The organism is Xanthomonas sp. F4, assembly GCF_011761895.1.
On record NZ_JAASQX010000006.1, the window covers coordinates 193,537 to 206,668 of the forward strand.

15 protein-coding genes are annotated in these 13,132 nt (G+C 69.0%); 1 reads left to right on the forward strand and 14 read right to left on the reverse strand.

What is annotated here, in order from left to right:
* Positions 1-40: 40 nt before the first annotated feature.
* The 9 genes from tolA to FHR66_RS17710 form a co-directional block, all read right to left on the reverse strand.
* Positions 41-1,042 (reverse strand): cell envelope integrity protein TolA, encoded by a 1,002-nt coding sequence (gene tolA / locus FHR66_RS17670; protein ID WP_160969812.1) that lies wholly within the window; start codon positions 1,040-1,042, stop codon positions 41-43.
* Positions 1,032-1,469: a protein TolR gene (tolR, locus tag FHR66_RS17675; RefSeq protein ID WP_160969813.1), complete on the reverse strand. Its 438-nt coding sequence runs from the start codon at positions 1,467-1,469 to the stop codon at positions 1,032-1,034. Before tolR ends, tolA begins: the two co-directional genes overlap by 11 nt.
* Before the next feature lie 37 nt (positions 1,470-1,506).
* Positions 1,507-2,283 (reverse strand): protein TolQ, encoded by a 777-nt coding sequence (gene tolQ / locus FHR66_RS17680; protein WP_160969814.1) that lies wholly within the window; start codon positions 2,281-2,283, stop codon positions 1,507-1,509.
* A complete protein-coding gene (gene ybgC, locus FHR66_RS17685) occupies positions 2,280-2,783 on the reverse strand; it encodes a tol-pal system-associated acyl-CoA thioesterase (RefSeq protein ID WP_456361776.1) in 504 nt (167 codons plus the stop codon). The genes tolQ and ybgC overlap by 4 nt, the downstream gene beginning before the upstream one ends.
* Complete coding sequence (gene ruvB, locus FHR66_RS17690) at positions 2,780-3,814, reverse strand: Holliday junction branch migration DNA helicase RuvB (RefSeq protein WP_160969816.1); 1,035 nt, start codon at positions 3,812-3,814, stop codon at positions 2,780-2,782. Before ruvB ends, ybgC begins: the two co-directional genes overlap by 4 nt.
* A gap of 131 nt (positions 3,815-3,945) precedes the next feature.
* Positions 3,946-5,859 carry a potassium transporter Kup gene (locus FHR66_RS17695; protein WP_160969818.1) on the reverse strand — a complete coding sequence of 638 codons (1,914 nt, stop codon included), beginning with the start codon at positions 5,857-5,859 and terminating at the stop codon, positions 3,946-3,948.
* A gap of 59 nt (positions 5,860-5,918) precedes the next feature.
* Positions 5,919-6,503 (reverse strand): Holliday junction branch migration protein RuvA, encoded by a 585-nt coding sequence (ruvA, locus tag FHR66_RS17700; protein WP_160969820.1) that lies wholly within the window; start codon positions 6,501-6,503, stop codon positions 5,919-5,921.
* Positions 6,504-6,627: 124 nt separating this feature from the next.
* On the reverse strand, positions 6,628-7,230 hold the full coding sequence (gene ruvC, locus FHR66_RS17705; RefSeq protein WP_202394893.1) for a crossover junction endodeoxyribonuclease RuvC: 603 nt from the start codon (positions 7,228-7,230) through the stop codon (positions 6,628-6,630).
* Between the two features lie 82 nt (positions 7,231-7,312).
* Positions 7,313-8,047: a YebC/PmpR family DNA-binding transcriptional regulator gene (locus FHR66_RS17710; protein ID WP_160969051.1), complete on the reverse strand. Its 735-nt coding sequence runs from the start codon at positions 8,045-8,047 to the stop codon at positions 7,313-7,315.
* A gap of 282 nt (positions 8,048-8,329) precedes the next feature.
* On the opposite strand from FHR66_RS17710, the gene FHR66_RS17715 reads away from it, so the two are divergent.
* Entirely contained in the window at positions 8,330-9,232 is a 903-nt protein-coding gene (locus tag FHR66_RS17715) for a hypothetical protein (RefSeq protein WP_160969052.1), read from the forward strand.
* Between the two features lie 98 nt (positions 9,233-9,330).
* Here the strand turns inward: FHR66_RS17715 and FHR66_RS17720 are convergent, their stop codons facing one another.
* From FHR66_RS17720 to aspS, 5 genes are all read right to left on the reverse strand, one after another.
* Positions 9,331-9,957 carry an esterase/lipase family protein gene (locus tag FHR66_RS17720; RefSeq protein WP_160969053.1) on the reverse strand — a complete coding sequence of 209 codons (627 nt, stop codon included), beginning with the start codon at positions 9,955-9,957 and terminating at the stop codon, positions 9,331-9,333.
* Positions 9,958-9,964: 7 nt separating this feature from the next.
* A complete protein-coding gene (locus FHR66_RS17725; RefSeq protein ID WP_237475400.1) occupies positions 9,965-10,276 on the reverse strand; it encodes an I78 family peptidase inhibitor in 312 nt (103 codons plus the stop codon).
* A gap of 100 nt (positions 10,277-10,376) precedes the next feature.
* On the reverse strand, positions 10,377-10,895 hold the full coding sequence (locus tag FHR66_RS17730; RefSeq protein ID WP_160969054.1) for a GNAT family N-acetyltransferase: 519 nt from the start codon (positions 10,893-10,895) through the stop codon (positions 10,377-10,379).
* 3 nt (positions 10,896-10,898) lie between these two features.
* Positions 10,899-11,204, reverse strand: coding sequence for a DNA primase (locus tag FHR66_RS17735; RefSeq protein ID WP_160969055.1), 306 nt, complete (start codon positions 11,202-11,204; stop codon positions 10,899-10,901).
* Positions 11,205-11,237: 33 nt separating this feature from the next.
* Positions 11,238-12,989: an aspartate--tRNA ligase gene (aspS, locus tag FHR66_RS17740; protein WP_160969056.1), complete on the reverse strand. Its 1,752-nt coding sequence runs from the start codon at positions 12,987-12,989 to the stop codon at positions 11,238-11,240.
* Between the last annotated feature and the right edge of the window lie 143 nt (positions 12,990-13,132).

Here is a 13,132-nt window from a genome sequence, read left to right on the forward strand (position 1 = left end):
GCCGGCCGCGCGCGAACGCGGCGGCGGCCGCCCGCCGGGGTCATTTGTCCTGGGCGGTGAAGTTGAAGGTCAGAGTGCGCGAGAAAACGGTCTCGAAGCCCCGATAAGGCAGTGGCTGCGCACGCAACACCGCCGCTTCGATCGAGCGCCGGCCGGCCTCGTCGTAGGGACAGTCGGGGCTGACCTTGGCCTCCATCACCTGACCACCGGGAATCTGCGTGATCACGATCTTGCACTTCTGCCCCAGCGGCACCGAATCCGGGCGCACCCACTGGCTCAGCACCGCCTGCTGGATCGCCGCGCTGTACTTCGCCAGCAGATCAGTGTTGGTGCCGTTCTGGCCCGGCGCCTGCTGCGGCGTGGTGGCCGCGGCCGCCGACGCCTTCTTGGCGTTCAGGTCGGCGATCTGCTGCAGTTTCTGCTCGGCCAGCTTGGCCTCGCGCTGGGCCTGCTCGCGCTGCTTGCGGATGTCGGCGATCTTCTTCTGCCGCTCCTCTTCCTGCTGCGCGGCCAGGCGCTGCTTCTGCTCGGCCTCCTGCTGGCGCTTCTGCTCGGTCAGGTCGATCTGTTCCTGGCGGCGCTTGGCCTCCTGCTCCTGCTTCTCCTTTTCCTGGGAGATCGCGGTGCGGGTGGCGCGGTCCTGGTCAACCTTGTCGGGCACCGGGACGAAGTCCTGCGCCTTCTGCTGCTGCGGCGTCGGCGCCTGCTGCGGCTTGGGCGTGGGGAGCGGCTGCGGCGGCGGCACCGTGTCTTCCTCGGCGACGTCCTTGACCGGCTCGGGCAGCGGCTCGGGCAAGGGCTTGGGCGCGTCCTTCACCGCCTTCTGCGCCGAGCGCACGTCGGCGGCCGAGACCACCAGCGAGGCCTCGACCATCGGCGAACCGGCGGCCGGTTCGACCTGGCGCACCGGCGACCACCACCAGGCCAGGAAGAACAGCAGTGCGATCAGCACATGCACCAGCAACGCCAGGGCGACCCCGAAGATCAGCCCCTTGTCGTCGCCGCGGTGCTGCGGCGGGCGGGAATCGGCTTCAGCGTGCATTGTTTCCGGGCTGACTCATCAGGCCGACCTTGGGAACGCCGGCCTGCTGCAGCATGACCATGGTGTCCATGACCAGTTGATAGTTGGAACTGCCGGGCGCGGCGACGAACACCGGCACGTCCTTGTTCTGGCCGACGAAGGCCTGGATCTTCGCCTTCAGTTCCGGCGCGGCGATCTTCTCCGGCTTGCCGTCCTGCAGGGTCAGCGTGTAGTGGCCCTGGGCATCGACGGTGACGATCACCGGGTCCTTCTTGCTTTCCACCGAGCGTGCGGTGGAATCGGGCAGGTCCACGTCCACGCTCAGGCTGAGCAAGGGCGCGGTGACCATGAAGATGATCAGCAGCACCAGCATCACGTCGATGTACGGCACGACGTTGATCTCGGACTTGAGCTTGCGGCGCTTGCGGCGGGAAATGGCGGCAGTCATGCGGGAATCCTGGGAGTCGGGGACAGGCGGGCGACGCTCAGTCGCCGCTGGCCTGGCGCTGCAGGATGGAGCTGAACTCTTCGGAGAAGGTCTCAAAGCGCACCGCCAGCCGCTCGACGCGGGTGGTGAAGCGGTTGTAGGCCCACACCGCCGGGATCGCCACGAACAGGCCGATGGCGGTGGCGAACAGCGCCTCGGAGATGCCTGGCGCGACCGCGGCGATGCCCGCCTGCTGGCCGCTGTTGATCATGTCGTGCATGGTCACCATGATGCCGAACACGGTGCCGACCAGGCCCACGTAGGGCGCGGTGGAGCCGATGTTGGCGAGCAGTTCCAGGTTGCGCTCGAGGCGGTCGACCTCGCGCGCATAGGTCGCGCGCATCGCCCGCTGCGCGCCTTCCAGCTGGATGCGCGCATCCAGCCGGCGCTTGTCGCGCAGGCGGGCGAACTCGCGGAAACCGGCCTCGAAGATCGCCTCCAGCCCGCCGACCACGCGGTTGCGGTCGGTGGCGCCGGCGTAGAGCTTGCTGAGATCGGTGCCGGACCAGAAGCGGTTCTCGAAGTCGTCGGCCTCGCGGTTGGCGTCCTTGAACACCTTGCCCTTGCGGAAGATGATGACCCAACTGATCAGCGAGCCGAGCAGCAGCAGCAGCACGATCACCTTGACCGGCAGGCTGGCCTTGACCATCAGGTCCAGGTAATTGATGCCGCCGTGGGCGGCGGTGTTGGCGACGGCCTGGGTGGCGGTCTGGGTCACGTCCTGCGGCAGCGCCTCCACCACCGTGTCCTGCAGGGCCAGGAGCAATGCGATCATCCGTCGTTCCTCAGTAATTCGGCTTCAGTGATTTCAAGAACTTTCAATACATCGTGCAGCGCGTCGTCCATGCCGCGCGGGCGGAAGTTGCCGGCGCTGAGCGCCGCCACCCGCACCTGCGCGCGCAACAGCAGCTCCCCGTCGTCGCGGTGGATCGACTGCGCGAACACCAGGCTGGCGCGCTTGCATTGCGACAGCGCGACGCCGACCTGCAGGGAATCGTCCAGGCGTGCCGGGCGCAGGAAGTCGAGCTGCATCGCGCGCACTGCGAACACCAGATCGTGTTGCAGGCGCAGACGCTCCTGACCATACCCCAACGCCCGCAACCACTCCGTGCGCGCCCGCTCCAGGAAGGCCACGTAGCGCGCGTGGTAGACCACGCCACCGGCGTCGGTATCTTCCCAGTAGACGCGTGTCGGCCAACTGAATAGCCGCGGGGATTGGGGATTCGGGAGTGGGGATTCGCCGGGCAGAGGCGCCTCCTGGCGGTCAACAGTCAAAACAGGTCTCCCGAATTTCCAATTCCCAATCCCGAATCCCGCTTGGGCTGCAAGCCCAAGTGCAGATACGCCTTGTTGGTGGCCATGCGCCCGCGGGCGGTGCGGATCAGGTAGCCCTGCTGGATCAGGAAGGGCTCGATCACGTCCTCCAGGGTCCCGCGCTCCTCCGACAGCGAGGCGGCCAGCGACTCGACGCCGACCGGGCCGCCGTCGAAGTACTCGATGATGGTGCGCAGCATGCGCCGGTCCAGCTCGTCGAAGCCCTCGGCGTCGACCTTGAGCATCTGCGTGGCGGCCTGCGCCACCGCCAGGTCGATCTGCCCGCCGGCGCGCACCTGGGCGAAGTCGCGGACCCGCCGCAGCAGGCGGTTGGCGATACGCGGGGTGCCGCGCGCGCGGCGCGCGATCTCGGCGCAGCCGTCGGCGTTGCAGGCGATGCCGAGGATGCTGGCGGAGCGGCGCACGATCTGCGCCAGCTCGTCCGGGGTGTAGAAGGCCAGGCGCTGGACGATGCCGAAGCGGTCGCGCAAGGGCGCGGTCAGCAGGCCGGCGCGGGTGGTGGCGCCGATCAGGGTGAACGGCGGCAGGTCGATCTTGATCGAACGCGCGGCCGGGCCCTCGCCGATCATGATGTCGATCTGGAAGTCTTCCATCGCCGGGTACAGCACTTCCTCGACCACCGGCGACAGCCGGTGGATCTCGTCGATGAACAGCACGTCGTGCGGCTGCAGGTTGGTCAGCAGCGCGGCCAGGTCGCCGGCCTTCTCGATCACCGGGCCGGACGTGACCCGCAGGTTGACCCCGAGCTCATTGGCGATGACGTGGCTGAGCGTGGTCTTGCCCAGGCCGGGCGGCCCGAAGATCAGCACATGGTCCATCGCCTCGCCGCGCGCCTTGGCCGCTTCGATGTAGATCGACAACTGCTCGCGCACCGGCTGCTGGCCGAGGTAGTCGTCCAGTCGCTTGGGGCGGATGCTGGCCTCGGCGACCTCATCCTCGCGGGTGGCGCTGCTGGCGATGATGCGGTCCATTTAAAGCCGGGAGTGGGGAGTCGGGATTCGGGATTGGTAGCGCAATAGTATCGGCTGTGGGACGGTCTCGGCGCCATGGCCTTGACCAATCCCGAATCCCCACTCCCCAATCCCGGCCGCCGCAGGCGGCCTCAGATCTCCACCTGCGCGCCCAGCTCCACCAGGCGGTTGCCGGGGATGCGGAAGAAGCCGGTGGCGGGGGCGGCGTTGCGGTGCATGACCGCGAACAGCTTGTCGCGCCAGATCGGCATGCCGCGGTTGGCGCTGGCCACGATGGTCTCGCGGCTGGCGAAATAGGTGGTGTCCATCGGGTCGAAGTAGATCCCGCCCTGGTCGCAGGAGCGCATCAGCGCCAGCGGCACGTCCGGGGTCTCCATGAAACCGAAGCGCACATAGACCCGGTAGAACTCGTCGCCGATCGCGTCGATCTTCAGCCGCTGCCCGGCGGCCGCGTATGGGACCTGCAGGGTTTCGACGGTCAGGAACACGTTGCGCTCGTGCAGGACCTTGTTGTGCTTGAGGTTGTGCATCAGCGCGTGCGGCACCACCATCGGGTCGGCGGTCAGGAACACCGCGGTGCCGGGCACGCGCACCGGCGGCGCCAGCATCAGCCCGGGCAGGAAGGTGTCGAGCTTGATGCCGTCCTTGCGGATCTCGTCGTGCAGCAGCTTGCGGCCGCGGCGCCAGGTGCGCATCAGGGTGAACAGGATCAGGCCCAGCAGCAGCGGGAACCAGGCGCCGTCCAGGAACTTGATGATGTTGGCGTAGAAGAAGGCGCAGTCCACCGCCAGGAACACCAGCCCGAACAGCCACAGCAGCGGCGCCGGCACGCGCGGGTTGGCGCGCGCGTAGATGATCATCAGCACGGTGGTGATCAGCATGGTGCCGGTGACCGAGACGCCGTAGGCGGTGGCCAGCGAGGTCGAGTCGCCGAAGCCGATCACCGCCACCACCACCAGCGCCAGCAGGCACCAGTTCACCGCCGGCACGTAGATCTGGCCGATGGTGGAATGCGAGGTGTGGCGGATGTGCATGCGCGGGATGTAGCCCAGCTGCATGGCCTGGCTGGCCACCGAATAGGCGCCGGTGATCAGCGCCTGCGAGGCGATCACCGTGGCCGCGGTGGCCAGCACGATCATCGGATACAGCGCCCACTCCGGCACCGCCTCGTAGAACGGGTTGCTGACCGCGGCCGGGTCGCGCAGCACCAGCGCGCCCTGCCCCAGGTAGGTCAGGGTCAGCATCGGCAGCACCAGGAAATTCCACGAGCGCCGGATCGCCTTGGCGCCGAAATGGCCCATGTCCGCGTACAGCGCCTCGCCGCCGGTCACCGCCAGCACCACGGCGCCGAGCACGAACACCGCATGCCAGTTGTGTTCGGCGAAGAAGCGCACGCCCCACCAGGGGTTCAGCGCCTGCAGCACTTCCGGCGCCCGCGCCATGTTGTAGACGCCGATCGCGCCCAGCGCCACGAACCAGACCAGGGTGATCGGCCCGAATGCCTTGCCCACCCGCTCGGTGCCGTAGCGCTGGGCCATGAACAGCATCCCCAGCACCACCAGGGTGATCGGCACCACGAACGGTTCCAGCTTGGGCGCGGCCACCTCCAGGCCTTCCACCGCCGACAGCACCGAGATGGCCGGGGTGATCACGCCGTCGCCGAAGAACAGCGAGGCGCCGAAGATGCCGAGGATGCCGACCACATACATCGAGCGCGAGCCGCCCGGCAGGGTGCGCTGCGCCAGCGCGGTCAGCGCCATGATGCCGCCCTCGCCATCGTTGTCGGCGCGCATGATCACGGTGACGTACTTGAGCGTGACCACCAGCATCAGCGCCCAGAACACCAGCGACAGGATGCCCAGCACGGTGTCGTGGTCCGGGGACAAGCCGTAGTGCGGCGAGAACGCCTCCTTGAGCGTGTACAGCGGACTGGTGCCGATGTCGCCGAAGACCACGCCGATGGCGGTCAGCATTACCCCCAGGCCCGTTTTGGCATGCGGATCGTGGCTGCCCGGGCGGGCGGCGGAACTGGAGGAGCTGGACATGGTGGGAAGAGTAGCGCCAGAACGTGAAGAAAGAGCGGGAGGCCGAGCCGACCGGGCGGTCAGCGCAGGGCCGCTTGCAGGGCCTTGCGGATCACCGTGGCGACCTCGTCGCCGTCGGCGGCGGCGTCGCGCGCCATCTTCGCCGCCTCGGCCGGCTTGTAGCCGAGCTGCTGCAGCGCCACCGTGGCCTCGGAGACCGCGTCGGGGCCCAGTTGCCCGGTCACCGGCGCGCCGCCGCTGAAGTCGGCCGCACGGTCGCGCAGTTCCACCACCATTCGCTCGGCGGTCTTCTTGCCGATGCCGGGGATGCGGGTGAGCGCGGTGACGTCGCCGGCGGTGATCAACCGCGCGAATTCGTCGACGCTGACCCCGGACAGCACCGCCAGTGCGATCTTCGCGCCGATCCCGCTGACCCGCTGCACATCACGGAACAGGCGCCGCTCGCCCTCGCGCAGGAAGCCGTACAGCGACACGCTGTCCTCCTTCTGCGCATAGTGGGTGAACAGAATCACGTCGCGACCGACGTCGGGCAGGTCGTAGAAGGTGCTCATGGGCGCCTCCAGCTCATAGCCCACCCCGCCCACATCGATCACCAGCCACGGCGGCTGCTTGTAGGCGAGGATCCCGCGCAGACGGCCGATCATTGGGCGCCTCCTTGGAGGCGCCGGGATTGGGGATTGGGGATTGGGGATTCGTCAAAGCGGGGCGGGCGCGCACGCGCGCGGCTGTTGCCAATCCCCAATCCCGAATCCCGAATCCCCGCTCCACTCATTTTCTACTCCAAGCCTGCTGCGTGCTGACGCCCAGGCGCTGCGCGGTGGCGCGCACGTGGGCATGGGTGATGGCGACGGCCAGCGCGTCGGCGGCGTCGGCCTGAAGTTTGCCGGTCAGGCTCAGCATGAGACCGACCATGTGTTGCACCTGTTGCTTCTCCGCCGCGCCCTTGCCGACCACGGCGAGCTTGATCTCCTTGGCGGCGTACTCGTGCACGGGCAGCTCGCGCAGCACCGCCGCGCAGATCGCCGCGCCGCGGGCATGGCCGAGTTTCAGCGCCGCGTCGGCGCTCTTGCCCATGAACACCCGCTCGATCGCCACTTCCTGCGGCCGGTATTCCTCGATCAGCGCATCCAGCCCGTACAGCAGGCGCTTGAGCCGCAGCGCGAAATCGCCCTCGCCCAGCAGCAGCAGCGGGGCGTGGTGCACGTGGCGGGTGCGGCCGGCCGCGTCCACGTCGATGATGCCGACGCCGGTGCGCTGCGAGCCGGGATCGATGCCGAGGATGCGGGTGGTGGTGGTGCCGGGATTCGGGATTCGGGATTCGGGATTCGGGAAAGCAGTGCCCGTGCGGGCAGCGATGCCCGCGGCCGTCATCGACGTCTGCAATGCCTCCGGCATCGGCACAGCGGCTTTCCGGGTCCGGGGTCCCGGGCCACGGCCCCCGGCGTTCATGGTGTCAGCCACCGTCACTCAGCGCTGCCTGGTCCACGTTGGAATAGACGTTCTGCACGTCGTCCAGGTCTTCCAGCATGTCCAGCAGCTTGCGCACCTGCACCGCGGTGTCGCCATCCACGGCGATGTCGTTGTCGGCGCGGAAAGTGATGTCGGCGTGGTCGGGGGACAGGCCGGCCGCGTCCATGGCGTCCTTGACCGCCTGGAACGCCTCCGGCGCGGTCAACACGTCGATCGCGCCGTCCTCGGGGTAGACCACGATGTCGTCGGCACCGGCCTCGATCGCGGCCTCGGTGATCTTCTCCTCGTCGGCGCCAGCGGCGAAGCTGAGCACGCCCAGGCGCTTGAACATGAAGGCCACCGAGCCGTCGGTGCCCATGTTGCCGCCGCACTTGCTGAAGGCGTGGCGGACGTCGGCCACGGTGCGCACGCGGTTGTCGGTCAGGCAGTCGACGATCACCGCCACCCCGCCCGGGGCATAGCCCTCGTAGCGCACTTCCTCGTACTCCACGCCTTCCAGCTCGCCGGTGGCCTTCTTGATCGCGCGCTCGATCACGTCCTTGGACATGTTCGAGGCCAGCCCCTTATCCATCGCCACGCGCAGCCGCGGGTTGTTGGACGGATCGCCGCCGCCGGCGCGCGCGGCGACGCCGATCTCGCGGATGATCTTGGTGAAAATCTTGCCGCGCTTCGCATCGGATGCGTTCTTGCGGGCTTCGATCGAGGGGCCTCTACCCATGGGGCGTTCCGGACAGTTATAAGGACAAGGCGCGGATTTTACCTGATGCCGCAGGCATCCCGGGGTCCGGCCGCGCCGACGACCGACCGCGCATGCGACCGGCGCATGCAACCCGTTCCCCCGGCGGCGCCCGCTCCAGCGCGCGCGGCCCCGTGCTGCCCATCAATCCTTGGCGGACTGTCTACCCATGCGCGCCACATCGCTGCCAGAACTGTAAGGCCCCACCTGGAGGCTGAACGCGCAAATCGCGCCCGCGTTCCTTCGCACCAAAGGAGATCCCACATGTTCCGTAGCCCCTCCGCCCCCGCCCCGTTCCTGTCGCTGGCCCTGCGCTGCCTGGGCCTGCTCGCCCTCGCCGCCCCGGGCCTCGCCAGCGCCCAGACCGATGCCTTCAGGGGCAGCTACAGGGCCGGCTTCACCACCTATTCGATCAGCGGCCAGGAACCCCGCGCGGCGGGCAAGTACCCGGTCTATGTGCATATCGGCGGGACCGGCGAGAACTACCAGAGCAATTGGGCGATGGCCGCAGTGAATGCCGCGGCGGCCAAGGGCTTCGTGGCCGCCTCGGTGGAGTACGACAACGCCAGCTTCGGCAGCTGCGGCGTCATCGGCAACCGCGCCAAGGCCATCTTCGATGCGCAGAATCTCAACAGCGCCATCGCCCAACTCTGCGCCCGCGGCAAGGCCGACTGCTCCAAGGGTGTGGTGACCGGCGGCCTCAGCCAGGGCTCGATCATCTCGGTGCTGGCGCACGACTACGATCCCCGGGTCGCCGCCTCGTTCGGCCAGGGCACCGGCACGACCTACACCGCCTACTACAACCTGGCGTCCTGCGTCGCCGACGGCAACCACAGCCTGCCGTCCGATCGCCTGCGCATCATCAACGGCGAGCGCGACATGTTCGTCGGCGGCACCGAGAACATCGCCCGCACGCAGGCGCAACTGGTCACCGGCCTGCGCTGCGACGGGCAGCAGTCGTGCTTCCGCAGCAACGGCAGCGGCTGGTACGTCGTCAAGGACCGGGAAGTGCAGGACCTGTACGCCGACCATTGCTTCATGGGCTTCGGCGGCTATCCCGGCACCCAGTGCACCGGCATTCTGGTCGACGGCAACTACCGCAGCGGCACCGCCGCCTGGGCGCTCAACCCCACCCTGGACTGGTTGAAGACCTTCGTGACGCCCTGAGCGACGGTATCGCCCCGGCCGGCGCCAAGGCAGTCGTGGCGGACACCACGACGCGGCGCCGACCGCCGCCGCGGGATGGTCGGTTCCGACAAACCGACTCAGGCAGCGAAGCGCCCATCGCGCAGGAAGGCGGCGGTCTGCCGCGCGGCGTCCGCCGAAAACAGCAGGCCGCTGTGGCTGGCGCGGACCTGGCAGTGATCGCCAAGACCGGGCACGCGGGTCTCGGCCAGGGCCACGCTGCCGTCGGACTCGGGCCCCAGCGCGGCGAAGCGAGCGCCCAGCCCGCGCGCCACGGTGCCGGCGATCATGCCGACCTCGGCCGGCCCGTCCCAACGCGCCACGCCCTGCTGCAACAGCGCCGCGCTGCGGCCCAGCGCCACGCCCAGCCGCCGCTGCGCCAGGGCGCGCGCCGCGGCACTGCCGGCCAAGGGACTGCCCAGGCAGATCACCCGGGTCACCGGCAACGAGGGCGCCTGCTGCAACGCCTGCAACGCGATCAGGCCACCGAGGCTATGCCCGACCAGGGCCACCGGGCCGGCAACGGCCAGGTGCTCGATGCGCGCATGCAGCCGTGGCACCGCGGCCTCGGCACCGCCGACGGCGGTCGAATAGCCGAAACTGGCGACCCGCCAGCCGGCGCGGCGCAGGCGTAGCGCCAGCGGCAGCAGCCACGGCCGCGCGTTCCAGATGCCGTGCAGCAACAGCACCTGCGGCGCGGCGGCCATCGGCGGCTCAACCGCAGGTGGTGCGGACGATGTGATTGCTGCCATCCAGGAACACATTGAGCCGGTCAAGGCGCAGGTCGCGGGTCACCGCCTGGCCGGGCGCGATCGGCCGCACCACGCCGGCTCCGCTCTCCTTCCAGACCCGGCTCATGGTCGCCTGGGTGGCTTCCTGGCCGACGGCCCAGGCCACCGCGTCGACATTGCAGCGACCATCGCCCTGCACGGCGGGGCCGGCACTGGCCGGCTGCAACGATGCCGGTGGCGCGCACGCGGCCAGCAGCGGCAGCACGGCGGCGATTCCCATCCACGGTCGGAACATGGCGCGTTCTCCTGCAGGCTGGACAGGCCTGCACTCTAACGCGCCCTCGTTGCCGCGATGTCGACGCGGCGGTGCCGGGACCGGGCCCGGCCGCACGGCGTCAGGCCGCGCGCGGCGGCCGGCGCAGGATGAATTCGAGATCGCGCACCTGCCCCACCGGGAATTCGTAGGTGCCGACCTTCTCGAAGCCGTAGCGCGCATAGAAACGCTGCGCCCCCAGGTTCTCCGACCACACGCCCACCCACAGCGTGCGCGGGCCGTCGCGTTCCAGCCAGGCCAGGGCGGTATCGAACAGCCGCGCGCCCCAGCCGCCGTTCTGGTGTGCGCGCAGCAGGTACAGCCGCTTCAGTTCGCCGTCGCCGGGGCGTACCTCGGCGTGCGGCAGGCCACAGGGGCCGGCCGCGGCATGCCCGACCACCGCGCCGTCGTGCTCGACCAGCCAGATCGCGTAGTCCGGATGCGCCAGCACGACCTGGGCACGCTCCAGCGAATAGGCCTCGTCGAGGAAGGCCTGCAGGTCCTGCGCGGGATACAGATGGCCGAAGGTTTCGCAGAAGGTGGCCGTGGCGATGCGGGTCACCGCCGCGGCATCGTCCGGCGTGGCGCGACGGATGCGCACGGCTCAGCGCGCCGGGTGCGCGGGGTCGGCGTCCTCGACGTCGTCCTCGTCTTCGTCGTCGCCTTCCTCGTCCTCGTCCTCTTCTTCCTCTCCCTCTTCGTCTTCCTCGTACTCGTAATCGTCCTCGCCGAAGTCCTCGCCGTCCCAACGGCCCTCCGGATCCGGCACGAACGCCAGCGGCGCGTTGGCGCCGCTGCCGGCGCGCACCAGCCAGCCGCCGAACACGCGCGCGCGCTGGGTGACGATGGCCTCCACTGCGCCTTCGTTGCCGAGGGTTTCCCACTCCAGATTGAATGCGGTCTCGCTCATGTGTCGGCCTGCGCTACGGTTGGAGGAAAGGAGTCACTGCGTCCGCGGGCGCACCTGCACGTGCACTTCGGCCAGCTGCGCGTCGGCGATCGGCGACGGCGCGTCGGTCATCAGGTCCTGCGCGCCGGTGGTCTTGGGGAACGGGATCACGTCGCGGATCGACTCGGTGCCGGCCATCAGCGCGGCGATGCGGTCGATGCCGAAGGCGATGCCGCCATGCGGCGGCGCGCCGTAGTTCAGCGCATCCAGCAGGAAGCCGAACTTGGCGCGTGCTTCCTCGGCACCGATGCCGAGCAGCTCGAACACCGCGCTCTGCATGTCCGGGCGATGGATGCGGATCGAACCGCCGCCGATCTCGTTGCCGTTGAGCACCATGTCGTAGCCGCGCGACACCGCGGTCTTGGCATGCGTGCGCAACTCGGCGATGTCGTCCACCGCCGGCGCGGTGAACGGGTGATGCAGGGCGACGTAGCGCTGCGCCTCCTCGTCCCACTCGAACATCGGGAAGTCGGTGACCCACAGCGGCCGCCAGCCGTCGGCGACCAGGTTGAAGTCCTTGCCGGCCTTCAGGCGCAGCGCGCCCATGAAGTCGGAGACCTTGCCGTAGGCGCCGGCGCCGAAGAACACGATGTCGCCGTTGCCGGCGCCGACGTGGGCGAGCAGCGCGGCGAACGCGGCCTCGCCGAAGAACTTCTGGATCGGCGAGCTGATCTCGCCGCTGTCGGCGATCTTGACGTAGGCCAGGCCCTTAGCGCCGTACTTGGCGGCGTGCGCGGCGTACTCGTCGATCTGCTTGCGCGAGAGGCTGGCGCCGCCGGGAATGCGCAGCGCGGCGACGCGACCGTCGGCATCGGCGGCCGCGGCGCTGAACACCGCGAAGTCGCTGTCCTTGACCAGCTCGGCCACGTCGGTCAGCTCCAGCGCGATGCGCAGGTCCGGCTTGTCCGAGCCGTAGCGGCGCATGGCCTCGGCCCAGGTCATGCGCGGGAATTCGGCGGCCAGCTCGACGTCGACCACCTCCTTGAAGATGGCGCGGACCATGGCTTCGACGAAGTCCTGCACGTCGCGCTCGCGGACGAAGGCGAACTCCATGTCGAGCTGGGTGAACTCGAGCTGGCGGTCGGCGCGCAGCGCCTCGTCGCGGAAGCAGCGCGCGATCTGGTAGTAGCGGTCGAAGCCGGCCACCATCAGGATCTGCTTGAACAGCTGCGGCGACTGCGGCAGCGCGTAGAACTCGCCCGGATGCATGCGCGCCGGCACCAGGAAGTCGCGCGCGCCTTCCGGGGTGGCCTTGGTCAGGATCGGGGTCTCGATGTCCTGGAAGCCGCGCTCGTCCAGGTAGCGGCGCAGCGCCTGCACCAGCTTGATGCGGGTGCGCTGCATGCGCTGCATCTCCGGACGGCGCAGGTCCAGGTAGCGGTACTTCAGGCGGGTTTCCTCGCCCGGGTTCTCGTGCGCATGGAACGGCAGCGGCGCGGCCTTGTTGAGCACGGTGATGGACGTGGCGATCACTTCGACCTTGCCGCTGCGCAGCTTGTCGTTGACCGCATGCCGCGCACGCACCACGCCCTCGACCTGCAGCACGTCCTCGTAGCCGAGGCTGGCGGCGACCTTGAACACCTCCGCGTTCTCCGGCTCCACCATCACCTGCACGATGCCTTCGTGGTCGCGCAGGTCGATGAAGCACACGCCGCCGAGATTGCGGGCCACGTCGGTCCAGCCGGCCAGGGTGACGGTTTGGCCGATCAGGGTCTCGTCGACCAGGCCGCAGAAGTGGGTACGCATCGCTAGCTCCAAACAGGGGGCGGCCGGCGCAGAAGGCGCCGGCAAGCCCGGTATTCTGCGGCGGCGCGTCGGCGCGGGCAAATCGCGCATGGCTCATCCTGGCTTAAGTTGGCCTGCGGCTATAGTCCGCGCACCATTCACGG